Genomic DNA, 23,889 nt, shown 5'->3' on the forward strand with positions numbered 1-23,889 from the left:
CGACCCGAGAGGCCACCAGCGCCCCACAGTGACCTTTACGGATTTCGCATTAATGTTCATGTATTGACAAACTTGCTATAAATGTAAATAGATCGACGCGTTGGATCCCTACCCGTGCAGGAGCGAACATGCCCAGTCGTGTTAAGTCGCCGGTGGAGCACCTCCGAGAGCGACTGTCTTCGGTCGTGCTCACGCCGGCACCACAGGCCGTAGAGGAACGCTGGCGTCGATTCAGCCGCGACTGGAGGGCCAGTGAACTCGCTCCCCCACCACCCGGCAGCAGTTTGAAAGCGGTGCTGGGCGACCCGGGCGTTCCCCTGCTGGGGCACACGTTGGACTACATCCGCTTCGGGGCGGACTTCACTCGGGAGCGCTACGAACGGCTCGGCTCAGTGTCATGGATGGGGGCGTTCGGCACGAAGATGGTGGTCATCGCGGGTCCCGATGCCACTCGAGAGGCGCTGACCAGCGAGGCGAAAGCATTCTCGCAAGACGGTTGGTCCTTTTTGATCGACGCATTCTTTCACCGCGGACTGATGCTCATGAGCTTCGATGAACATCTCATGCATCGACGGATCATGCAGGAGGCTTTCACCCGCCCCCGGCTCACCCGCTACGTCGATCAGGTGACGCCGTGCGTCAGCGAGGCAATACCCCTGTGGCCGACAGGATCAGAGGTAAGGATCTACCCGTTGCTGAAGAACCTCACCCTAGACATTGCGACGGACGTCTTCATGGGCGGTCGCGGAAAGAGTGAGAGTGACGCAATCAACGAGGCCTTTGTCGCTACAGTTCGCGCAGCCAGTTCCATTGTGCGCGTGCCGCTTCCCGGCACCAGATTCCGCGCGGGGGTGCGTGGCCGGCGCCTGCTCGAAGACTACTTCGCGCGGCATCTACCGGACGCGCGCGGCGGGGACACCGACGATTTGTTCGCCGCACTGTGCCAAGCGAGCACCCCGGAAGGCGAGCGCTTCTCCGACGACGATGTCATCAATCACATGATTTTTCTGATGATGGCCGCCCACGACACGTCGACGATCACCACGACCGCTGTCGCATATTTTCTCGCCAAACACCCCGAGTGGCAGGAGGCTGCAGCGGCCGAAGCTGACGCCATAGGTGACGGGCTTCCCGATATCGAAGCTCTCGATCGCATGGAAGTTATCGATCTTGTCCTTAAAGAGTCGTTGCGGCTGCTCGCGCCCGTACCGCTGGTGATGCGCAAAACCGTCCGCGACGCAGCCATCGACGGCTATCACATTCCTGCCGACACCATGTGTGCAGTGACCCCAGCGGTGAATCATTTTGATCGCGCAATCTGGCGCAACCCTGACCGCTTCGACCCATCCCGCTTCGACGAACCACGACGTGAGGATCAAGCACACCGATTCGGATGGGTGCCGTTCGGCGGCGGAGCGCACAAATGCATCGGCATGCAGTTCGGCACGCTCGAAGTGAAGGCCATCCTGCACCGCATGCTGCGCACCTACACCTGGACGGTCCCGTCGGGCTACGACATACGTTGGGACAACACCTCGTTGCCCATTCCCGTCGATGGGCTACCGCTGAATTTGCGGCGCCGATGAGCGCCGGCCACACCCGCAATCTCCAACCGACAGAATTCCTCGATTGGCAACACGAGGCGGTTCAAGACTTCGCCGCCACCGCCACCCGCGGCGCGCACAGCGAAACCGACAGGGCCATCGCCCTTTTCACCAGCGTGCGTGACTCCATCTGGTACGACCCCTACACGGTCAGCGCGGACCCGACTAGCTACCGCGCGAGCACGGTAGCTAGTTCCGAGCGCGCGTACTGCATCCCGAAGGCCGTGCTGTTGACCGCCGCGTGCCGAGCGGTCGGCATCCCAGCGCTCCTCGGCTTCGCCGACGTGCGAAACCACCTGCAGACCGATACGTTGCGCGAGCGGATGGGCGGATCTGACGTCTTCGTCTACCACGGCTACAGCCTGATGTTGCTCGACGGCGCATGGGTCAAGGCGACACCGGCCTTCAACCACGAACTGTGCGCACGCTTCGGTGTTGCGCCGATTGAATTCGACGGCCACAACGACGCACTACTGCACAGCTTCACCGCCGACGGCGCGCAGCACATGGAGTACCTTCGCGACCGCGGAGCCTTCGACGACCTGCCACTCACCGAGATCCTGGTAGCGCTGCGTGCACACTACGGGAATTTCATCGAGCAACCGCGCAGCTGTGTAGACCTCTTCGCCAGGGAAGCGAGCCCACATCAGCATGCTGGGTAGGACGCGGGACGATTCACTAGCGATCACCGCATTAACGAGCATCTTCTCGGAATTTCACGGTGATACGCAGGCTATGATTTTTGACGGAGCTAGATTTAGCCGTGACGAATTACTTGATCGCCAAGATTGCGTAATGGTCGCCCCGGAACGGAGGTGGCGGCTCTGAGATGCCATGGTCTAGCGTTGGAAACAAGTGCGGTGCAAACCAATCCGACCTTGCATTCGCTAGGCGAATATATCGTTAAACTTTTTGATCGACTGCCAAAGTTGGTCGACGTTGAAATTGAAAGGATCTAATGTCTACCCCTACTTCACCTTGGATGAACTCTGAACTTCACGAGTTACGCAATCTAGCCGCAAAATTTTTCGCTGCTGAGTTATCGCCCCACGCCGAAAGATTCGCCGAACAGCATCATGTCGATCGTGACCTATGGAACAGGGCGGGAGATTTGGGCTTGCTTTGTATGTCGATACCCGTGGAATACGGCGGCGGCGGGGGTACGTTCGCCCATGAAGCAGTCGTGCTCGAGGAGCAGGCTCGAGTGGGTGACAGCTCATGGGGCGCGGGACTGCACAGCGGGATCGTTGCGCACTACATTCTGCACTATGCCACCGAGGATTTGAAGCGAAAGTGGTTGCCCGGGATGGCATCTGGCGATCTTGTGGGCGCCATCGCCATGACAGAGCCCGGAACCGGCTCGGATCTGCAGAGTGTAAAGACCAAAGCCGTTCTGGACGGCGACGAATACGTGATCACGGGCTCGAAGACCTTCATTACGAACGGCCAACAGGCCGACCTGATCGTGGTAGTGGCCAAGACCGATTCGACTAAGGGTGCGGCTGGAGTCTCCCTGTTTGTCGTCGAAGCCAACAGCCCCGGTTTTCGGCGAGGAAAAGTACTGAACAAGATTGGGCAGCGCGGCCAAGACACATCCGAGCTATTTTTTGATGGTGTCCGGGTCCCGCGTACTCACTTACTTGGCGAGGACGAAGGTCAAGGCTTCGTCCAGCTGATGACGCAGTTGCCGCAGGAACGCTTGATCGTGGCGATTGGAGCGGTGGCCGCAATGGAACTCGCGGTGGAGCTTACACTGAAGTACACACGTGAGCGCGAAGCTTTCGGGCGACCGGTGTTTGGTTTCCAGAACACAAAGTTTACCCTTGCGGAAGCGGCGACGGAAACGCGGATTGCTCGCGTTTTTCTCGATCACTGCATTGAGCTGCACTTGGCTGGCCAACTCGATGTTCCAACAGTAGCCATGGCGAAATGGTGGACCACGGAACGTGCGATGAAGGTTCTCGATGACTGCATGCAAATGCACGGCGGCTACGGCTACATGATGGAATACCCAATCTCTCGGCTGTGGGTCGATCAGCGCGTGCAAAAGATTTATGCCGGCACAAACGAAGTGATGAAAGAAATCATTTCGCGCTCTTTATGACGGCTCTTCGTAATTGGGAGTCCACCGGCCGCCCGCCAGCCAAGATCAGCCCGACGCAGCGCACTGTCGGGTTGCCGAAGGAGCATTCTCACCGAAGTCAGCGGAACCACCGCGGCCCAGAATTTCGTTGCGCCGTTCCACATGGAATCTCGACATCACCCGACTAAGGCGGCCTCACGGTGCCGGCCGAGAAACGAGGATCGCGATGGACGTAACCGACGTTGATGTCGTCGTTATCGGCGCGGGCATCTCGGGGCTGGGCGCGGCCTATCGCATCACCGAGCGCAATCCCGGGACGACCTACGTCATCCTGGAGCGCCGTGAGCAGATCGGCGGCACCTGGGACTTGTTCCGCTATCCCGGGGTGCGTTCTGACAGCAGCATCTTCACGCTGTGCTTCCCGTGGGAGCCGTGGACGAAAGAGCAACGGGTTGCCGACGGCGGGGATATCCGCGCCTACCTGACCGCGACGGCGCACAAGTACGGCCTCGACGAGCACATCGAGTTCAACACCCACGTCCGCTCTGCGGACTGGGATTCCTCGTCAGACACCTGGACGGTCACCGCCACGCAGGACGGCGACGAGAAGGTGTTTCGCGGCCGCTTCGTGTTCTTCGGCTCCGGTTACTACAACTACGACGAGGGCTACACCCCGGACTTCCCCGGCTTCACCGAGTTCGCGGGCGCCGTCGTGCATCCGCAGTACTGGCCCGAGGACCTCGACTACCGGGGCAAGAAGGTCGTGGTGATCGGCAGTGGGGCGACCGCGATGTCGCTGATCCCGTCGCTGGCCGAGAAGGCGTCCAAGGTGACGATGCTGCAGCGGTCGCCGACGTACCTGTTCTCCGCGGCGCGTAGCAGTGGAGGGCTGAACTTCATACAAAAGTTCCTGCCGCGCAAGCTGGCCTATTCCTACGCGCGGCAGAGCAACGCGCTGCTGGAAGGCGTGATCTGGTTTCTGGCCCGCACGGCACCAGGCTTGGTGAAGTGGTGGATCCGCTCGATCGCCGTGCACTACCTGCCCAAGGGTTACGACGTCGACACCCATTTCAAGCCTCGCTACAACCCGTGGGATCAGCGGCTGTGCCTGATTCCCGATGCCGACCTCTACGTCGCGATTGGTGACGGGCGAGCCGAGGTGGTGACCGATCACATCGACCACTTCGATTCCACCGGAATCGCTTTGAAGTCCGGTGCGCACTTGGATGCCGACGTGATAGTCACCGCGACCGGGCTGCAACTGCAGGCGCTGGGCGGGGTGACGGTGTCAATGGACGGCGGCGAGGTCAAGCCGCAGGACCGCTTCGTCTACAAGGCCCACATGCTGGAGGAAGTGCCGAACCTGTTCTGGTGCGTCGGCTACACCAACGCATCGTGGACGCTGCGCGCCGACATGACCGCCCGGGCGACGGCAAAACTGCTGGCGCACATGGCCTCTCACGGCTACACCCACGCCTATCCGCATCTGTCCGGCGAGCCGATGCCGGAGAAGCCGGCGTGGGACATCCAAGCCGGCTATGTGCTGCGCGCCCCGCACGCGTTGCCCAAGTCCGGAATCAAGCGGCCCTGGAACGTCCGGCAAAATTACTACGCCGACGCCATCGACTACCGGTTCGACCGGATCACCGAGGCGATGGTGTTCGGTCGGAGGACGGGGCTCGCAAATTAAGACCGACCAGGGCCTGGTCGCACATTGCGCGCCGATCGGGCGATTTGTGAGTAACAGCAAGCACTTACTCCGGACGGTAGCTATCACGAGCACCGCCGGCGGCTCAGCGATCGCAACTCTGGTAGAGCGGTCCAGCCGCTACATGATGCTTGGACACCTCGATCGTGAGCAAAACGCTGACGCGGTGCGCGACAGCCTGATCACCACCGTCAGCTGAGCTGCCCGAGGCGCTGCGAGCGAGCTTGACCTGAGACCAAGGCGCAGAGATGGTCGAACTTAGTGCGTTCAGTATGGCTACGAATATGGAGGTCTACTTCGCAGATCCCGGATCGCCGCGGGAGCGCGGCAGCAATGAAAACACCAACGGGCCACTGCGCCGGTACTGCCCATGCGGGACCGACCCGTCACACCACAATGCCAGGAACTACGGCGGTCGCCGAAGAGCTCAACGGACGACCCCGCAAATACTCAACTGGACACCCCCGCCGAACGGCTGGCTGCTTTAGTAGACGCCTATTGACCCTGACCGTTGCGGCGACTGCTGAAATCCAAGGTGTGCTGGGTGCTCGGCGATGTCGGTGCACCACAGTTCGTTGAGCCGAGTGGAGCTGAACTGTTCGTTGGATCAGGTCAACAGGTATGTCGCCGCGGGGTTTTCGTCCTCCCGGCCGCAATAGTCCGCACAGGCCGTGTTCGGTCTGATCGAGTGGACCAACTTGAGTTTTACGTTCATCTCGTATTCGGCCGCAACGCCGCACGGACTCGGCGGCGCCCGTAGGTGCCGCGAGATCGCTGGTAGATCTCGGTGATCGTGTCGGTCACGATGAGCCGCTCACCTTGCGGTCCGGGACTGGGCGACGACGGTGGTATTGCAAAGGAAACGCGCTAATCCCGTTATCCGACAGGCAGATCGGGCTGAATGCCATCGCGCGATCAGCCCTTGAGTTATCGCGCGTCGGCATTTTGCGTTTTGGGTGCACCCCGCCTGCTCATCGAACAACTCGCAGGCATCCCGAGTCAACGCCAGTTCGAATTCCAGCGCGGCGATGCGCTTGTGGGCGGCGGCCAGCTCGTCGGCTTCGACACTAGGGGTGCCCTCAATGACTCCGGCATCGATGTATGCCTGACGTTTTCAACCGAACAGGGTGGCCTGGCAGAACCCGGTCTCGGGCGCCACGGCACGGCCACGGTTCACCTGAGCGTAGCCGCGCAACTATTTGCCGGCGCACCGACCACTAGTGCCGACGGGGCATGTGAACTCCTGCTGGTCACTCTGCCCTGGACTCTCACAACGGTGGACCTACTACACGGGTACAGATCAGATGGACTTGTTCAACGGGAACACGCCAGCAGCCAGCTACTTGCGAGTTCGTATCGAGTTCCCCAATCTTGGCTTTGAGACTCCACCGTCGCGACCGTGGGTAAACGCCTGGAGTGTTCGCCTACGTCGCGCCGTGTCCGTCAGCCAGTTCAGTCGCGCATCAAGCCGATCAGAAGCTATCGGGTTTCTTCAACCGCGGCCAGCGGTGGAGCGGCCTGACCTGGCACTAGCCCAAGGGTGTACAGGCCGAGAATTCCCAGAAAACCCGCACAGTGCTCGATGAGCACTTCCGTCGACAGGTGTAGTTGTCCGTCTATCCAGCGACGGAGTATCTCGAACAGGCCCCCGACACCGTAGGTAGCGGCGAGATTTGCGACTTGAAGCACATCGCTGGGTATATCGAGGTGCAAACGGGCCTCTCTGAGGACCAGCTCCGCAAAATCGGTCATCAGTTCACTTCGCAGTTGCCGAAGGAGGGGTTCGGCGCCAGATTCGACAAACAGTATGCGGGCCATGCTGGGATCGTTCTCGATTACCTGAACCAGGGCCTTGATTGGAGCGTGAGCGAGTTCTTGAGGCGCAACCGTGTCGTCCGGAATGGCGCTGGTTATCACCGCTTGGAAGGTGGCGGAGATCTTGGCAAAGACTGCGCGCAAGAGCGCGTCTCGGTCGCGAAACTGCTGGTAGAAGTAGCGGCTCGTCAATCCTGACTTCGCACACACGGCAGTCACGGTGCACGCGGTAGCTCCGTGGGTGCCCATGATTGAGACCGCGGCATCAATCAACCTCACGCGGCGCTGCGCATCGCGTTGAGTTGCGGACAGCCCGCCATAAACACGTGCTGGACTCATGTCCTACAGTCTGGCAGTCTTATCTGACAAGGCATAAAGTCAGATCAAACTTCGAGGAAGGACCTCAAATGTCGGACGATCAAGCCCCGACCAGGACCCGGGTGCTGCCAAAACCCCGGCGTGTTCGGTTTCCGATGCCGACCTCCACGAAGCGGCAACACTTCGTAGACGGCGACTTGGTGATGAGCCATTTCATCTCGACGCTCTCCGCGACGTTCCCGGAAGGCGAGGATTTCTTCATCCGCTCGGTCAGGAACTTCCAGAGTTCCATCGACGATCCCCAATTGGAGACAGCGGTCAAGGGTTTCATCGGACAAGAGGCCACGCACCGACACCAGCATCGGCTCCTCAACGAACGACTCCAGGCCATGGGTTATCCGACCGCGCGAATCGATCGTCACGTCGCACGCTTGATCAAGCGATTGGAACGGCGCTTTTCGCCGGAAATGCGGCTGTCCATGACTTCCGCATTGGAGCACTACACCGCTACGCTGGCGGAAATCATTCTTACCAGCGAAGACGCCCAGACGCTCATTGGACAGACAGAGGTTCGACCGATTCTGCTGTGGCATGCGTTCGAGGAGTCGGAGCACAAAGCGGTCGCCTTCGACGTCTATCGGCTGATTGGAGGAACCGAGCGCACCCGTGTACTGGGCATGCGGATCGCTTCAGTAATTTTGTTCGGCGAACTCATTCTGCAGACCGCCTTGTCCATGGCGTCTGACAAGGCCTCGTATAACCCGGTCACGTTGGTGCGCAGCTTGTACCGCTTCAGTCGCACCCCGATGTTCACCGCTGATGCGCTGCGGCGTTTCCGTTCCTACAACCGCCCGGGTTTCCACCCTGATGATTGGGACAGTGCTGCGGTCCTGGAGCGTTGGAGCAAGGAACTGTTCGACCAAGACGGTTCACAGACCGTAATCGCTCAGCTCGGATAGCAAAGGTGTGGAAGTTTGGCGACGCAGGAGCACCTTTCCTGCGTCGCTCCTTCCGAACAGGGTGCGCGCCGGTCGACTCATGGGTGCGGTTCTGGTAGCCGATCAAGGCGGCGGTCGGGCCAAGAATGCGGTTCGGCAGCGATCGCCACGGAGCTGGCTGGCCTGTGAGCCTGGATCAGTCGCTGACGACATAGCGTTGAGCCAGGGTTTCAGCCAGTCTGCTCGTGTGCGCGACCATTTCCTTCTCGGTCACCGCAAGCAGACCCGAGTGCCAGGCCGTCATGACTTCGACGAACCCGCCGACAGCGATCAGAGTGTCCATGCGAAGGGCTATCTCGTCGGCATCTTGTCGGAGGTGTGGCCGGCTTGCCTCAACGACCAACTGCGTTGCTTCCTGTAGGGCCACGGCGCGGCGGTCTTGTAGCGGTGAGCTACCAACATGCTGAGCGAGGAGGATGTGCGCTCGACCGGGATCGCATGCGATCCGGTCGACCACGATGGCGATCACCGCAGTGATGGTTTCGATCGGCGGCCGATTCACACGCTCGTCGAAGAGCGCAGCGACCTCGCCGAGCATGTCATTGCGGACGCCATCCCACGCTGCGACGAGCAGCTCATCGCGCGTCTTGAAATCCTCGTAGAAGTATCGATCGTTCAGCCTCGTGCGGGCGCATACGCCGCGCATAGTGACAGCGGCCCAACCGCTCTCACTCCAAATCTCGGTTGCGGCCTCGATCAATTGCTGCCGTCGTTCTGCACGACGCTCGGCGCCGGTCCGACCACCCCAGCGCTTGTTTCTCGACCGCACCTCTCCATCTTGACAAAGCCCTCGGTCCACGACAAAACTGGTGGCATGCGACACCAATGGTGGCTGGTGCCCCCAGATGAGAGTTCCCCCACAGCAGACGTCAATGGCGCGACCCGAAAGGCAGACGAATGAGATTGCTGCCATTCGGCGGCGCACCAGGCAGAACGCACCGAGCCGATGCAGTCGTCACGGGCGCAGGAAGCGGTATCGGCCGCGCATTCGCCGTGGAGCTTGCACGCCGAGGCGGACGCGTGGTGTGCGCCGACAGAGATCCCGTCACTGCAAAAGAGTCGGCAGAGTTGGTGAGGCAGGCTGGCGGCGAGGGCTTCGACATCGCATGCGACGTCACCGATCTTCAGCAGATCCGCAACCTCGCTGATGTGAGCGAAGACTGGTTCGGGAAGGCTGCGAGCCTCGTCATCAACAACGCCGGAATCGGTGCGGGCGGCAACCGCATCGGCGCGACGTCGATCGAGGACTGGAACGCGGCGATTTCTGTCAACCTCTGGGGCGTTATCTACGGCTGCGAGACTTTCGTGCCTCGGCTCCGGAGCAATGGGCATGGCGGAGTCATCAATGTGGCGTCCGCAGCGAGCTTCGGCTCGGCCCCTCGGATGGCGGCTTACAACGTGAGCAAGGCCGGAGTGCTCGCTCTGTCGGAGACACTGGCGGCCGAACTGAGCGGTACTGACGTCAACGTCACAGTGCTTTGCCCCACCTTCGTGAAGACGAACATCGCCAATAATCCTCAAATCGACGAGGCGGCTGCACGACTCGCGACCAACCTGATGAAATGGACCGGCATTTCGCCACAGCACGTTGCTCGAACGACGTTGAACGCGCACGATCGCGGACAAATTTATGTAGTACCCCAACTCGATGCCAAAGTCTTGTGGCAACTCAAGAGAGCCCTACCCGGTCTCTTTACACGCACGCTGGGCCTCGCAGAGCGCATGGTCTCATGGAACGATTCAGCCGAGTAGAGGAGCAGGGAAAATGGCTTTCGCATACAGCGACATGCTCGAGACAATCAAAAACAAGCAATGGGCTCTCGCCGATATCGATTGGGACGCCCCTGGCGCGGAACTGATCACCGATGAACAGCGTCCCACACTCAAGCAATTCATGTCCGACGTGGTGTGGATTGAGCATGTTGGAGCACGTGCCTTCGCCGCGATGGCTCCGAAGGCGCCATTCGAAGCGCTCGGAGACATTTACCGTTACTTTCACGCCGAGGAGCAGCGTCACGCCAATGCCGAACTTGCCCTGATGCGTCGCTGGGGCATGCTCGAGGAAGGCGAGAAACCGGTCCCGAACAAGAATATTCGGCTGGTCATCGAATGGCTGGACCGTTATGCCGAAGCCCTTCCCCTGACCGTCATCGGGGCCGCGATTCCGGCACTGGAGACTGCGCTCGACGGAGCGCTGCTGAAGTTTCTCCTCGATGAGGTTGACGACCCTGTGTGCGGGGAGGTGTTCAACAAGGTCAACAGCGACGAATCGCGGCATCTCGCGGTTGGCTTCCAGGTCTTGAATGACCTGGGCGCCAGCCCGATGCGAATCCACGCCATTCAAACTGCGGGTGCTCTGGTCGACCCGCGCATTCTCACCGGCGCGTTGCTGTATATCCCGCTCCTGACACGCATGTTGATGAATCTCAACGCTATGGGTCTGTCCGAGGAGAAGTTATACAACGCAGTGACGCGGTATGCCAATGTCGGCGATCGCAGTGAACATACGCGTAGGGTGCCCGGCTATCACATCTTGAAGGCGCACATGTCGTCTTCCATCAAGCGGTCCCAGCCTCTGCACTTCGTGTCTCAACGCCTTGGCAATGCGATCGATGTTTTCCCTGTTCAGATTTTCGGTCGGCCGCCATCGTGGACGGACGAACTGACCTACGAACCGGTTGCCAAATGACAGGCACCACGACGACGTTGATCGTCGGCGCCGGGTTCGCCGGTATCGGTGCGGCGATCAGACTGCTTCAGGAGGGCACGGATGACTTCGTCATCCTGGAACGGTCAGATCGCGTCGGAGGCACCTGGCGAGATAATACTTATCCCGGTGCGGCCTGCGATATTCCCTCGCTTCTCTACTCCTACTCGTTCGAGCCGAATCCGGGCTGGACTCGTACCTACTCGGGGAGCGCTGAGATCCTCGGGTACATCGACGATATGGTCGCCAAGTACGATCTTGCCCGGTTCATCCAGTTCGATACCGACGTGACTTGCTTGGAATTCGATGAGGGTGCCGGCATCTGGGTGGCCGACACGGCAGATGGAAAGCGGTATCAAGCCCGGTCAGTTGTAATGGCCAGTGGACCACTTGCCAACGCCAGCTTTCCCGATATTCGGGGTATCGACTCGTACGGTGGAATGAAGATCCACAGCGCTCGATGGGACCATGGCTACGATCTCGGCGGTAAGAGGGTTGCAGTCATCGGGACAGGCGCGAGCGCGGTTCAGATCATTCCTGAGCTCGTGAAGTCGGCTGCCTCGGTCAAAGTCTTCCAGAGAACGCCCGGTTGGGTGTTGCCCAGGGTGAACTTCAAGCATCCGGCTTGGGCGCGTTCGACCTTCAAACGACTGCCGATGAGCGAACAAGCGCTCCGCGACGCCTGGTTTTGGGCCCACGAAGTGATGGCAGTGGGTATGGTCTGGAACACCGCCGCGACGTCCGCGATACAGCTGGCGGCCAGGGCTCATCTCCGTCGGCAGGTGAAAGACTCCTGGTTGAGACGTCAGTTGACGCCCCATTTCAGGCCTGGATGCAAGCGCATGCTCATGACCAGTGATTATTACCCTGCGCTACAGGCGGATAACTGCAAGCTGATCAGCTGGCCGATCGCCACATTGTCACCCAACGGTGTTCGGACCGCCGACGGTGTCGAACACGAAGTGGACTGTATCGTATTTGCCACTGGCTTCGACGTGGCCAAACGTGGCACCCCGTTCCCGATTAGCGGCCTCGGCGGTCGGAAGCTCGGCGATGAATGGTCTCAGGGGACATTTGCCTTCAAGAGCGTGAGCGTGGCCGGGTATCCGAATTTGTTCTTCACTTTCGGACCGAATTCCGGGCCAGGCCACAACTCGGCGCTCGTATATATGGAGGCTGCAATTGACTATATAGTCAAGGCGATCAAGCTCCTTCAGCAAAATGACATCGGCACTTTGGATGTGAGGGAGGATCGTCAGGACCGCTATCACTTCGAAATTCAGCGCCGCCTTCGACGAACGACTTGGAATTCGGGGTGCAGCAGTTGGTATTTGACCGAGGACGGCTACAACGGCACGATGTACCCAGGTTTCGCGACCCAGTTTATGAGAGAACTATCCCGCTTGGATCCTCATGATTACGTGATAACCCGGCGCGACGATACACACGTCGAGCTGACGCAATCACTCTGAATACAAGTTTGCAAGGCTGACCGTCAGAACGGTGAAATACAGGAATGGATCGCAAGTCCGACCGTAATTACGAGATAATTATCATAGGAGCTGGATTTTCCGGCATCGGGTCTGGCATTAGCTTGATGAAGGCGGGATTTACCGACTTCTTGATGGTTGATGACGCCGATGGCGTAGGTGGTACGTGGCACTGGAACACCTACCCGGGTATCGCTGTCGATATACCGTCGTTCAGTTATCAATTCTCATACGAAATGCGGCCCTCTTGGTCGCGCACGTACGCCCACGGCAATGAGCTCAAAGCCTATGCCGAGCGATGTGTTGAAAAGTATCGGCTCTGGGACCATATTCGTTTCAACACAACCATTACCGAGGCTTGTTTCGACGAGAACGCAACACGGTGGCATTTGACCAGTGCCAATGGTGAGGAGTTCACGGCACGCTTCGTGATAAATTGCTCCGGCGTTCTCAGTCGGCCAAAGTGGCCTGAAATCAAGGGGGTGCGAGATTTCGCCGGCGTCACGCTCCACACGGCTAGATGGGACAATGCCAAAGATCTCAGCGGGAAGAGGGTTGCAGTAATCGGTACCGGTGCATCGGCGGTGCAACTGATACCCGAAGTCGCAAAGAAAGCAGAGAGTCTGACGGTATTTCAGCGAACTCCAATTTATTGTCTGCCGAAGCCAGACTTCCCCATACCGACGTGGGGTGGAAGGCTTCTACATTTCCTGCCGGGGGCACAATTGGCGACCCGGACCGCCAGCCAGGCGTTCGTGGAAATCACTTTCCCAATCGCCGCTCACTTTCATACGGTGATACCGTTCGCCGATGTCATGGAGAGCGCCGCAAAGCGGTACATGCGGCGTGAGGTCCATGACCCGACGACGAGAGAACAACTCATTCCGCGCTACTCGTTGGGCTGTAAACGACCCAGCTTCCACAATTCCTATCTCGCAACGTACAACCGGTCCAACGTTTCGCTCGAGACGAGCGGCATAACCCATATCGACCATGCATCCGTCCATACTCGAGACGGCAAAGCTCATCCCATTGACGTCTTGATCCTGGCCACCGGCTTCAAAGTGATGGAGTCGGGCAACATGCCAACTTACGTATTGAAGGGACGCGGCGGGCTGGAGCAGGCTACATGGTGGGACGAGCATCGACTGCAGGCCTTCGAAGGGGTGAGCGTCCCGGGATTTCCGAATCATTTCAACATCTTCGGCCCGTACGGCTACAACGGTTCCTCGTACTTCACGCTCATCGAGGCGCAGAGTCGGCACATCGTCCGGTGTCTTCGTCGCGCGCGGGCGCTGGGTGCTAACTGCGTGGAGGTCAAGAAGGAGGCGAACGACCGTTATTTCGCCGAAGTGCTAAGGCGGCGTCACAGACAGGTTTTCTGGCAGCCGAGCTGTTCCAATGCCAACAGCTACTACTTCGACAGGCACGGTGACGTTCCACTCCGTCCATCAACGACTCTGGAGACCTATTGGCGGAGCCGCACCTTTCGCCTCTCGGACTACCGATTCGAGAATCGGCCCGAAGAGGTGTGTCCCCGGTGACCAGAATGGATGCCCCTGACTGGCAGCCCAGTCTTGCCAGTCATCTCGTCGCGATGTCCTCGCGAACCACGCTGCGGCCACTGGCGCAGCTGATGCCATCAAACGCCTACGGACTTGCGGTGATGGATCGCGTGCTTCGAACAGCGCTCGTAGCCTCACGGCCTCGGCGCGGCGTCACAGTGCGCAAGGTTGACACTGTATTCGCCGGAGGCCCCGTTCGTGGGGACTGGATCACCACGCCTGCCATTAATCCGCATGCCAACCCTTTGCTGTACATCCACGGCGGCGCCTATTCTATGTGCTCGCCGGAGACGCACCGCGGTCTTCTTGGTGAACTCGCCTCGGCGAGCGGGCGCCCCATCTTCGCAGTGAAGTATCGTCTTGCCCCGCGGTATCCCTATCCCGCAGCCGCGGACGATGCGCTGAATGCGTATCGCTGGCTTACCAGCGGAGGGTCCCCGGGTTCTTGCCAGCGCACCGTCGCGGTTGCCGGAGATTCAGCGGGCGGTCAGCTCACGATGGCCACGGCCTTGGGCGCACGTGCAGGTGGATTGCCGCTCCCTGATGCGATGCTGCTGATGTCTCCCGTCCTGGATCTCAGGTGCGAACTTGCCAGAGCGCGTGAAATTCGCCGCCGGGATCCTTTTGCCTCCGCTCAATCAGCGGCGCGCGCTCTTGACCTCTACGTAGGTGGCGCAGATCGCGGAGATCCGCGCCTCAGCGTGCTTGACGCGGACCTGACCTCGATGCCGCCGATCCTCATTCAGGTGGGCGGGAGAGAAATGTTGATCGATGACTCGCGCCGTCTCGCCGAGCGACTTCAATCAGCTGGATCCCACGTCGAGATCCAGGTATACCGGGGACAGATCCATGTATTCCAGGCTATGTTCCGGATTCTTCCCGAAGCCCGAGACGCGATTCATCGAGCGGGACGCTTCCTTCGTGTTGACGACGGTCGAAAATTGGGCCAGAAGCGACGGTAAAAGTAGGCCATGTCGTCGTGGTCATTAAGCCGTGTTATCGGCTCTGGCGGAGGGCAGGGTTCGAGGTCAAGATCAGCCAGGCGTGGTTCCTAGCGGCTGGAGACCAGAGCGCCCTACGCCCCTCGATGAACAGCGATTGGCAGATCGCCTGATGGCTGATGGGCGTCCTGAACTACCTGGCCTCTCTCGGCATCGGCGTTCTCGTGTTCCAAACGTGGCTCGGCTACCAAATCGCTTGGCCAGTGCCGCTACTCGCGTTCATCATCCTCGTCGCGGTCGGCGCTGACTACAACATGCTGCTCGTCTCACGACTGCGCGAAGAATCCGACCGCAACATCCGCGTCGGCGTCCTGCGCACCGTCTCCAGCACAGGCTCCGTCATCACCTCAGCCGGACTAATTTTTGCCGCCAGCATGTTCGGCCGTATGGTCGGCTCCATCGCCATTATGATCCAAGTCGGGTTCATCATCGGCTGCGGACTACTGCTGTACACATTCCTGGTCCGTACCCTCACTGTTCCCGCCATCGCCACCCTGCTCCGCGAAGCAAGCTGGTGGCCGCAGCGCACAACACCAAAGCTATAACGCCGACGCACAATGCGTCGCGCCGATTGGGCGATGTGTGAGTAGCTGCAAGCTCTAACTTCGGGCGGTAGCCATCACGAGGTGAAACCAGGCAACGGATAGCGGCCGTTCAGCACATAGTTACCGACCTCAGCGATCTTGTAGGCGACCGGATCGTGCAAGGTATGTGTCCGAATGTTTCGCCAGAACCGTGGGCGATCCCCAATTCGCCGTAGGTGCATATGACATAGGGATCCTCGACGGCTTGCGTGACGCCTGCTGGTGTCCACGGTCTAGCCTGGGTGCGCGTGTAATCTCGCGCGGCATCTAGTGCCCCTTGTGCAATGCCGAGATAGACGTTGACGAAGATGAGCTGAACCAGAGGTGCGAATAAGCTTCCGCGCTGAAATTGGAAAAACGCATTCAGAACCGCGTTCGGCCCGCCGAGGACCTCGTCAGGGCGCACTACGACATCATCGAAATCCGTTGTGCCACTGTCTGTTCTACGCATACCCAACGCGTCCCAGTCATCATTGACCTTCACTCCGGCCCGATCGGTCGGGATCACCGCGGTGATGATCGCGCCCTGCTGCTCCGATTCTTCCTGGATTACCGCGAATACCAACAGTAGATCCGAACCTTTCGCGCCGCTGCTGAAATGCTTGGTTCCGCTGAACCGGTAGCCGCCGTCGCCGGTCGGCGTGGCGCGGACCTTCCAGTCCAGAACGTGGCTGTTGTTCTCGCTTGAGGCGTTACCTGCCCACCAATTACGTTCAGCTACAGCCCGATAGGTCGCGTCTTTCTGCTCGGCCGATCCGAGCAGTTCGACAAACGCGATATCAACGATGTGATACCCGAACAAGTGCCCCAGCGAGCCGTCCACTCGCGCAATCTCGCGGACCACATCGAATACGGTGGGCCAGTCGGCGCCCCAACCACCGAATTGCTCGGGCACACCAAGGGATAGTAATCCGCTGTTACGCAATGCTTCTCGTTCGGCGGTAGCGGAGCCGCCCGCACGATCCCGCTCGAGAAGCCCTTCAGACCAGGTCTGGGCCAACTCGCGGGCCACGGCAATCGGATCGCGCCGATCCTGCCGCTCGGATTGCTGCGCTTCGGTGGTCAATGTCATCGTTCATGCTCCTTTGACGAGTTGTCTGCGGCTTTCGACGAGAAAGGCGGGCGCCGCCCACCGGCTCAGATCCGTGAGACGGTCGATCAGGTTGCGGTCGTACAAAAACCGTTGGGTTTGCTCCACAAGATTGAAGGTGTAGTCGTCGAGTCGAGGGATCAGGTTCTGGGCGAACTCGGAACCGAAGCCCCGCCCGATCGCTGCCGGTGCGACGCCGAGGTTTTCGGCATGGATGCCCACGACCTCGTCATCGTGATCGCGCGCCCAGACACCGGCATCGACCACCGCGTCCACCATGCGCTGCACCAGATCGGGATGGGCCTCCACCAGCACGGCACTGACCGTCCAGACGCTAGCGTAGATATTGCGGTCGTTATCACTGAGGTTTGTGAGCAACCTTGCGCCGCAGAGGTCCTCGAGCTCCGCGGCCCAGGGCAACCGACTGAATAGCGCATCGACACGCTCGCTGTCCAAAATCGCGGCCTGGTGCACGGCAACAGCTGGAAACAAGTCGGCGCCCCTCACACTTGGGGACGCGTGCAGCTGATTTGGCGACAAGTCCACTCCAGGAGTCTCGATCGCAACAAGCCTGACCTCATCGAGCTCGACACCGCCGCTTTGAAGGGTAGACAGCAAACCTCGAGCCTCCCAGGTGCCCAAAGCTGTGAGGGTTTGCGCCCACGGGTCCAGTTCGCGGTAGATACCAAGGTCTCGTCGTAGGATGCGAATCGCCGCCGAGGACACTCCTATTCGCGTTCCTCGAAGATCACTTGGCGCAGTCAACGCACTGTCGGCAGCTGCGTAGAAGCCCTGCCGACCGGCGAACCTGGTGATGCCCAGAAGACGCGTGCGCCCTGGGGCCCGCAGCCCCTCGCTAATCAACGGTGGGATTTCACCGCCGAAACGAGTGTATCGAGGGTGGTCGTAGGTGAAATGCAACGCTCCCAGCGTTCCTGTCAGCACCTCCAGCGTGATGCCGGCCTCAGCGAGGCGTCTGGACTCCAGCGCGGTCAACAGTGCGTTCGGGACGGGGCAATTGCTGTACGTCAACACTTCGTGATCCAGGCTTGTCGTCATGCGATCCCGCCGAATCCGGGCACATCGATACCTAGATGTTCGCGCAGCGTTGAGCCCGAGTATTCCTCGCGGAAGACGCCGCGCTCTTGCAGCAACGGCACCACTTGATCGACGAACTCGTCGTAGGTGCCGGGCAAATAGGCCGCCGAGATGATTAAGCCGTCGGCGGCACCGGCCTGGAAATATTCAGTCAGTCGATCAGCGATCTGCTCAGCTGTTCCTGCCCACTGGGGGACGAAGCCAACGTTGGTGCCATAGCGGCTTCCCAACTCGGCGAGCGTCAGATTGTCACCGCCGGCCGTCGCGGAGAACATCTGCAACATCGTCGGAACCTGACGGTTTCGCAAGTCGCCAACGATCTCGGAGTATCTCGTGTCCAGCGGGTAGATCGACAAGTCGATGCCGCTGTGACTGGACAAGGTCGACAATCCGACCTGCGGGTGCACGAGCGAATTTGCATACTGCAAACGGTCTTTCGCCGCAGACTCGGTGTCCCCGAGCACGGGCATGACCGCGGTAAACACTTTGGTCTTATCCGGGTCGCGGCCCGCCGCCGCGACATTGGCCTTGATGTCCTGGTACGTCGCACGCATGACGTCGAGGTTCGGCGAAATGCTGAACACAGCCTCCGCCCACCGGCCTGCGAACTTGCGGCCCCGCGGCGACAATCCCGCCTGCAGAATCACCGGCTCGCCCTGCCTCGAGCGGGGCACCTGCAACGGGCCGCGCACCGACAGATACTTGCCGCGATGGTCTAGGTACTGAACCTTCTTCGGGCCGGCGAAACGCCCGCCCGCCTTGTCGAGCAGCAGTGCGTCGTCGTCCCAGGAACTCCACAGCTTGCGAACCACTTCCAAGAATTCGTCGGCTCTGTCGTAACGAGTGTCGTGCTCCAAGTGCTCATCGACGCCGAAGTTGCGGGCCTCCGAATCATTCAGCGAGGTAACCACATTCCACGACACCCGGCCGCCCGAGAGATGATCGAGCGTGGCAAAGATGCGGGCCACATGGTAGGGCGGGTAGTAAGTGGTAGAAACGGTGGCACCGAGCCCAAGCCGCTCGGTGACCGCCGCCATCGTGGCAACGACGCTCTTCGGCTCCAGGGCAATCGCACCCTGCCCGCCCAGCCCCACACCGATATCTAGATTCTCGCCGTAGCTGTCCTCAACCGCCAGCGCATCAGGAAGAAACAACAGATCGAACTTTCCGCGCTCAAGGGTTCGCGCGATCCGCTTGTAATAATCACCGGTCAAAAAACCGTTGGTGGCCCCAATATGGCGCCACGCCCCATGCGCATGCGTCACATTGCCAGCCGAGAAAAACCCCGCAAGATGCAACTGCCGAGGCTCGCCCACTCGATCCCCTCCGTCAGATCCAGTTACAAAACTCGTCCAGTATCGCGATCCCAAAGCAGACCGAAAACCATTGAAATCGAACTGATCCTGAGTTGAACTCAGTTCCGGGCCAGTGGCCATGCGAACCACACGCCACAACCGGCGCACCTGACGAGAACCGCCACCGCAGCACCCTCAGCGATACCATTTGCATACGCCTGCAGACCGATACGTTGCGCGAGCGGATGCGCGGCTCTGACGTCTTCGTCTACCACGGTTACAGCCTGATGTTGCTCGACGGCGCCTGGGTCAAGGCGACACCGGCCTTCAACCACGAACTGTGTGCACGCTTCGGTGTTGCGCCTATTGAATTCGACGGCCGCAACGACGCACTACTGCACAGCTTCACCGCCGACGGCGCGCAGCACATGGAGTACCTCCGCGATCGCGGGGCCTTCGACGACCTGCCACTCACCGAGATCCTGGTAGCGCTGCGTGCACACTACGGGAATTTCATCGAGCAACCGCCGCCCCGCTCTGACCTTTTCGCCTGACATCCGCCCTACAAATGCGTTGCGCGACGCACTCAGCTCGGTACTGCTCCATCTGGTGGCCAGCCCTCAACACCGTCCTCGAGCGGAACGTCAAGTGCGCGTAGCAGGATGGAGAACATCCGCCAATTCCCTATCGCCGCAACGAGTTCGACCATGGTCGCTGGATCATGACCGAGTGCTTCCCGGCAGCGGCCCCAGGTCGCGTCTGAGATGCTGCCGTGTTGCAGTGTCTCGTCGGTGGCTGCGAGCACCGCGTGTTCGATCTCCCCGAATTGATCTGCGTGCTGCCAATCACGCACGGCGAGCAGGTCGTGTTCAGCTACTCCGAGGAGCAGGGCGACACGCCAATGTTGAGTCCATTCATATTCCGATCCGGTGACCCACCCGATTCGCATGATGATCAGCTCGCGCAGACGTGCATCGAGAATTCCGTTCAACAGCAATGCATCGAGCATCCCGTATAGAGCGGCGGCCACTACGGGTTGGTGCAGCGCGATGCGAAAAACCGATAGCTCCGCCATCGACTCGGGGATACCGTGTTGCACCGCACGTGCCCGCGCCGCATCAAGGTCGAGCATCGTCACACGCTGGCCGGCAGTCATGCGCATTGCCTCTCTCGGTCTCTCATGCTGCTCACGCAGTGGGGATGAAGACGTTGTGCAACGCCGGCGGCGCCCCGGCATCCGGGCTGGCCAACGTTTGGAGCAGGACGGGGAGATCGTCGAATCCCGCTGTCTGGCGGCTTATTTCGTCGAACGGCCACCGCCCGGAGGTGAGCAGGCTGATCGCTTGCTGGTAGGCGGGGTAGTCGACGCCCAGGGCACCGATGATGTGCAGTTCTTTGTAGACGACGAGATCTGGCTCGATGCCGGGTCCGCCGCCGACACCCCGGGTACCGGCGATGACCACCGTGGCGCCGTGCGCGGCGAGGTTGACCGCGTCGGCGATTGCGGCCGGCGCCTTGGCGGTGACGTCGACGACGACGTCGGCCAACCGGCCGCCCGTAGCCCGCAGTAGCGCATCGACAGGGTCCTGGTGGGCGGCGTCGACGATCACATCCACACCGAACGAGCGTGCCTGATTCAGCCTCGCTTCGTCGCGGGCTCCGAGGCCTGTCATTACCACGAGCGACGCGCCGGCTTCCTTGGCCGCCACCGCCGCGGCGATGCCGCGGATGCCGGGGCCGAGGACGGCGACGACCGCGCCCTCGGCGGTACCGGGAAGCGTTGCGGCCCATTTGATGCCGGCGCCGAGCGGATTGAACAGCGTGGCCGTTACAGGCTCCATCCCATCAGGAATCGGCAGCAACATCGCGTCGGCAGGCAGCTCGAGGTGCGTCGCGTAGCCACCCCACAGCCCCGAGCCGGTATCGGCGTTGACGAAACCGAACATGGTGGCCAGGCCGTTTTTCACGCATCGCTTGTACTCACCGCTGCGGCACTGCGCGCATTCGCGGCACGAGCGGAACACCTCGACGGCGACCCGCTGCCCGTTCGTGACACCCCATCGCGCGCTGGCTCTTTCGCCGATACGGTCGATGACGCCGACGATTTCGTGGCCCGGGATGAACGCAAAGTCCGCTGGGATGAGTCCGCTGAACTGTTCGTGATCTGTCCCGCACAGGCCGCAGGCTTCGATCCTCAGCAGCGCGGTGTCCTCACGCACCTCGGGCAGGGCCAGGGTGCGACGCTGCAAGGTCAGCGGCCGTGTCAACACCAGCGCTTGCGCGGTCACGGCAGCTCGAATTCGAACGAGGTCACCGCGGGACGGAGCTCGACGTTCTGTCCGACGAACATCGCTTCGGCCATGACCTTGGCCGTCAGCGGATCGTTGCTGCGTGCCGCGACCCTACGACCGTCAGGCAGATGGGCGAATATCGGCGTCGACATCGGTGTGTTGGCTCGGTCATAGATCACGGTGTAGCAGTCGATCGTCGCCGTGCCCCGCGCCTCGTCGGGGGCTGCCACAGCGAGTGCCGACGCGTCGATCGCGGCCTGGGCGGAGCGTGTATCGATGCGTCGCCAGCGATTGGGCGGCGGCGAGGCGGACCATAAGCCGATCGAATGCTTGGTGACGTACCAGCCTAGGCCGGACGTCAGTCCGACGCCGCCCGGATCGTCCCGGCAGCGCCGCACCATTTCGACGATCGAGTGGCTGACGTAGTTGTTGCCCGGCCCGCCGTGGTAGGGCAGGCCGCCGGTGATGGTGAACCCACGGGAGTCGGCGGCATCAAGCCCGAGTGCGTCGATGGCCATCTGCACGGCCGAGGGGAAGCAGGAGTAGAAGTCGAGCCAACGGATGTCGTCGACCGTGACACCGCACGCGTCAAAGGCGTGGCCGGCGGCGGCGCGTATCCCGGTTGAGCGAGTGAGGTCTGGCCGCTGCACCGGGAAGTACACGTCGTTGCAACTCGCCGCCGACCAAGGAAAGACCCACCGATCGCGCGGAATACCGAGCTCATCGGCGACCTCGGCCGCCACCAGAATGAACGCGGCCGCCATGTCGACGGTGATGATGCTGTTGAGCAACTTGGTGTACGGCTGGCACACCATGCGATTTGCGGCCGAGACATCGCTTAGTTGCTGCGCGGTGCGTGACTGCGGAAACCACGCCTGATCTGGATGACGCGCCGCCTCTTCGGTGAACGGCGCCATCAGCGTGCCGAGCCATGCACGCTGGGCGTCGAAGTCGCGGCCGTGCCGAGCGGCGATCGCGGACTCGAACATCGGATACACCTCGTGCGGCCACTGCAGGCCCGCGGACAACTCGACCGAACTCAAGCCGGGCCGTGAATCACCGAGCGACTCGTCGGGGCGGCCGCTGCCGGGTTGCGCCTTGACCTGGAACCCGGGAGGTGTCTTGCCCGCCCAGCGCCCGCTTTCGGCCCCCACGACCAGGACGGCATCCGTTGCGCCGCTGGCGATCTCGGCGGCGAATACCTCTACCAGATATTGCGGGGTGTTACCCCCGACGGGGCAGCTGATGCGGCGATGCGGCGTCAGCCCCATAACGTCGGCGATCCTGGTGGCCGGGTTGTCGCGCGCAACCATCAGGATGCCGGGTGTCGCGACCGTGTCAATCCGCGCGGAGATCGCCCGACCGGTATCGGCAACAGCCCGCTGTGCTGCTTGGACCGCCAAAGCGATCGGGTCCACGGCATCGCTGCCGCGATAGGTGATCTCGCCGACACCGACGACGACCGGTGTTCGCGGGTGTAACGACGCGGCCGCTGACATTCAGTGCAGCTGACCGCGATGAGACATGTAAACGATACTGTCACGTCGGAGAGGCGCTCACAACACCAGACTTCAGGACCGGTCATACTGGCGCGATGGCAACCAGGCTCTCGCGGTGGGGCGCCTCCATTCCCGCCGACCGTGACTCCGCGCGCGACCGACTCCTCGATGCGGCCGAGCGCTGCCTCGAACACCAAGGCCTCGGTGGCACCACGATGGACGACATCGGCCGGCGGGCCGGCGTGTCACGAGCCACCGTCTACCGGTACTTCTCGAGTCGTGAGGCGGTGATCTCCGGCGTCATCTTGAGAGCCACCGAGCGTTACCTGGGTCGAATCGCACCCAGGATCGCCGCACACACCGATTTAGGTTCCGCTCTCGTGGATTTCGTAGGAATTACGCTACGAGCCGCTCGCCGGGAACCGATCATCGGGTTGTTGTTCGGCAGTGACCTTGAGCTTGCCGTCGTGGGTCTGGGCGAAGCCACGTCAGCGTCGTTGTTTGAACTTGTCACCGAGTTCTTGCGCCCGGTGTTCGTGGCGCACTGGTCCGACGTCGAGCCAGGAGTGTCTGTCGATGACGCTTCGGAGTGGGTGGTGCGCACGATCTTGAGCCTGCTGACCGTCCGCGGGCCGCGGGAGCGCAGCAGAGACGGCCTAGCGGCTTATCTGGCGCGGTTCCTGGTTCCCACCATCGTCAGGCACGACCGAAAGGTTCTGGATGCGACAGAATGAGCGTACTGT

20 protein-coding genes and 3 pseudogenes are annotated in these 23,889 nt (G+C 60.9%); 14 read left to right on the plus strand and 9 right to left on the minus strand.

The window, feature by feature from the left end; translation table 11 throughout:
* The first annotated feature begins 128 nt into the window (after positions 1-128).
* From PT015_RS13325 to PT015_RS24805, 5 genes and pseudogenes are all read left to right on the plus strand, one after another.
* The gene (locus PT015_RS13325; RefSeq protein ID WP_285185006.1) at positions 129-1,586 is read left to right on the plus strand and encodes a cytochrome P450; all 1,458 of its coding nucleotides are present in this window, start codon (positions 129-131) and stop codon (positions 1,584-1,586) included.
* Positions 1,583-2,266: a transglutaminase-like domain-containing protein gene (locus PT015_RS13330; protein WP_285185007.1), complete on the plus strand. Its 684-nt coding sequence runs from the start codon at positions 1,583-1,585 to the stop codon at positions 2,264-2,266. The genes PT015_RS13325 and PT015_RS13330 overlap by 4 nt, the downstream gene beginning before the upstream one ends.
* A 296-nt stretch (positions 2,267-2,562) precedes the next feature.
* Positions 2,563-3,708: an acyl-CoA dehydrogenase family protein gene (locus PT015_RS13335; RefSeq protein WP_285185008.1), complete on the plus strand. Its 1,146-nt coding sequence runs from the start codon at positions 2,563-2,565 to the stop codon at positions 3,706-3,708.
* A gap of 205 nt (positions 3,709-3,913) precedes the next feature.
* On the plus strand, positions 3,914-5,377 hold the full coding sequence (locus tag PT015_RS13340; RefSeq protein WP_285185009.1) for a flavin-containing monooxygenase: 1,464 nt from the start codon (positions 3,914-3,916) through the stop codon (positions 5,375-5,377).
* Between the two features lie 103 nt (positions 5,378-5,480).
* A pseudogene (locus PT015_RS24805) lies at positions 5,481-5,897 on the plus strand (IS30 family transposase); the annotation flags it as partial.
* 209 nt (positions 5,898-6,106) lie between these two features.
* On the opposite strand, the gene PT015_RS24705 reads toward PT015_RS24805, so the two are convergent.
* Together PT015_RS24705 and PT015_RS13345 are read right to left on the minus strand one after the other, a co-directional pair.
* A complete protein-coding gene (locus tag PT015_RS24705; RefSeq protein ID WP_390887806.1) occupies positions 6,107-6,199 on the minus strand; it encodes an IS3 family transposase in 93 nt (30 codons plus the stop codon).
* Between the two features lie 675 nt (positions 6,200-6,874).
* A complete protein-coding gene (locus PT015_RS13345) occupies positions 6,875-7,549 on the minus strand; it encodes a TetR/AcrR family transcriptional regulator (RefSeq protein ID WP_285185011.1) in 675 nt (224 codons plus the stop codon).
* 68 nt (positions 7,550-7,617) lie between these two features.
* Here PT015_RS13345 and PT015_RS13350 point away from each other — a divergent pair, with 68 nt between their 5' ends.
* On the plus strand, positions 7,618-8,487 hold the full coding sequence (locus tag PT015_RS13350) for a metal-dependent hydrolase (protein ID WP_285185013.1): 870 nt from the start codon (positions 7,618-7,620) through the stop codon (positions 8,485-8,487).
* 175 nt (positions 8,488-8,662) lie between these two features.
* Here PT015_RS13350 and PT015_RS13355 read toward each other — a convergent pair whose 3' ends face one another.
* Positions 8,663-9,226 (minus strand): TetR/AcrR family transcriptional regulator, encoded by a 564-nt coding sequence (locus PT015_RS13355; protein ID WP_285191096.1) that lies wholly within the window; start codon positions 9,224-9,226, stop codon positions 8,663-8,665.
* A 197-nt stretch (positions 9,227-9,423) separates the two neighbouring features.
* On the opposite strand from PT015_RS13355, the gene PT015_RS13360 reads away from it, so the two are divergent.
* The 6 genes and pseudogenes from PT015_RS13360 to PT015_RS13385 all read left to right on the plus strand — a co-directional run.
* Positions 9,424-10,278: an SDR family NAD(P)-dependent oxidoreductase gene (locus PT015_RS13360; protein ID WP_285185014.1), complete on the plus strand. Its 855-nt coding sequence runs from the start codon at positions 9,424-9,426 to the stop codon at positions 10,276-10,278.
* Between the two features lie 13 nt (positions 10,279-10,291).
* Positions 10,292-11,215, plus strand: a complete 924-nt coding sequence (locus PT015_RS13365; protein WP_014805696.1) for a hypothetical protein — start codon at positions 10,292-10,294, stop codon at positions 11,213-11,215.
* Positions 11,212-12,705 (plus strand): flavin-containing monooxygenase, encoded by a 1,494-nt coding sequence (locus PT015_RS13370; RefSeq protein WP_285185015.1) that lies wholly within the window; start codon positions 11,212-11,214, stop codon positions 12,703-12,705. The genes PT015_RS13365 and PT015_RS13370 overlap by 4 nt, the downstream gene beginning before the upstream one ends.
* 44 nt (positions 12,706-12,749) lie before the next feature.
* Positions 12,750-14,267, plus strand: coding sequence for a flavin-containing monooxygenase (locus PT015_RS13375; protein WP_011560579.1), 1,518 nt, complete (start codon positions 12,750-12,752; stop codon positions 14,265-14,267).
* Entirely contained in the window at positions 14,264-15,250 is a 987-nt protein-coding gene (locus tag PT015_RS13380) for an alpha/beta hydrolase (RefSeq protein ID WP_285185094.1), read from the plus strand. Before PT015_RS13375 ends, PT015_RS13380 begins: the two co-directional genes overlap by 4 nt.
* Before the next feature lie 152 nt (positions 15,251-15,402).
* Positions 15,403-15,834 (plus strand): annotated as a pseudogene (locus tag PT015_RS13385) (MMPL family transporter); the annotation flags it as partial.
* A 109-nt stretch (positions 15,835-15,943) separates the two neighbouring features.
* On the opposite strand, the gene PT015_RS13390 reads toward PT015_RS13385, so the two are convergent.
* The 3 genes from PT015_RS13390 to PT015_RS13400 are packed head-to-tail and all read right to left on the minus strand — an operon-like array spanning position 15,944 to position 19,377.
* Positions 15,944-16,945, minus strand: coding sequence for an acyl-CoA dehydrogenase family protein (locus PT015_RS13390; protein WP_285185095.1), 1,002 nt, complete (start codon positions 16,943-16,945; stop codon positions 15,944-15,946).
* A 3-nt stretch (positions 16,946-16,948) separates the two neighbouring features.
* A complete protein-coding gene (locus PT015_RS13395) occupies positions 16,949-18,022 on the minus strand; it encodes a type 2 periplasmic-binding domain-containing protein (RefSeq protein WP_285185096.1) in 1,074 nt (357 codons plus the stop codon).
* Positions 18,019-19,377: an LLM class flavin-dependent oxidoreductase gene (locus PT015_RS13400; protein WP_285185098.1), complete on the minus strand. Its 1,359-nt coding sequence runs from the start codon at positions 19,375-19,377 to the stop codon at positions 18,019-18,021. Before PT015_RS13400 ends, PT015_RS13395 begins: the two co-directional genes overlap by 4 nt.
* 197 nt (positions 19,378-19,574) lie before the next feature.
* Here PT015_RS13400 and PT015_RS13405 point away from each other — a divergent pair.
* Positions 19,575-19,910 (plus strand): annotated as a pseudogene (locus tag PT015_RS13405) (transglutaminase); the annotation flags it as partial.
* Positions 19,911-19,942: 32 nt separating this feature from the next.
* On the opposite strand, the gene PT015_RS13410 reads toward PT015_RS13405, so the two are convergent.
* From PT015_RS13410 to PT015_RS13420, 3 genes are read right to left on the minus strand one after another with little or no spacing between them, the layout of a single operon-like run.
* A complete protein-coding gene (locus tag PT015_RS13410; RefSeq protein WP_285185099.1) occupies positions 19,943-20,512 on the minus strand; it encodes a carboxymuconolactone decarboxylase family protein in 570 nt (189 codons plus the stop codon).
* 31 nt (positions 20,513-20,543) lie between these two features.
* Positions 20,544-21,644, minus strand: coding sequence for a zinc-dependent alcohol dehydrogenase (locus PT015_RS13415; RefSeq protein ID WP_285185100.1), 1,101 nt, complete (start codon positions 21,642-21,644; stop codon positions 20,544-20,546).
* Entirely contained in the window at positions 21,641-23,146 is a 1,506-nt protein-coding gene (locus PT015_RS13420; RefSeq protein ID WP_285185101.1) for an acetyl-CoA acetyltransferase, read from the minus strand. Before PT015_RS13420 ends, PT015_RS13415 begins: the two co-directional genes overlap by 4 nt.
* Positions 23,147-23,241: 95 nt before the next feature.
* Here PT015_RS13420 and PT015_RS13425 point away from each other — a divergent pair, with 95 nt between their 5' ends.
* Positions 23,242-23,880: a TetR/AcrR family transcriptional regulator gene (locus tag PT015_RS13425; RefSeq protein ID WP_285185102.1), complete on the plus strand. Its 639-nt coding sequence runs from the start codon at positions 23,242-23,244 to the stop codon at positions 23,878-23,880.
* The last annotated feature ends 9 nt before the right edge of the window (positions 23,881-23,889 follow it).

It is taken from the genome of Candidatus Mycobacterium wuenschmannii, from assembly GCF_030252325.1.
GTDB classification, from domain to species: Bacteria; Actinomycetota; Actinomycetes; order Mycobacteriales; family Mycobacteriaceae; genus Mycobacterium; species Mycobacterium wuenschmannii.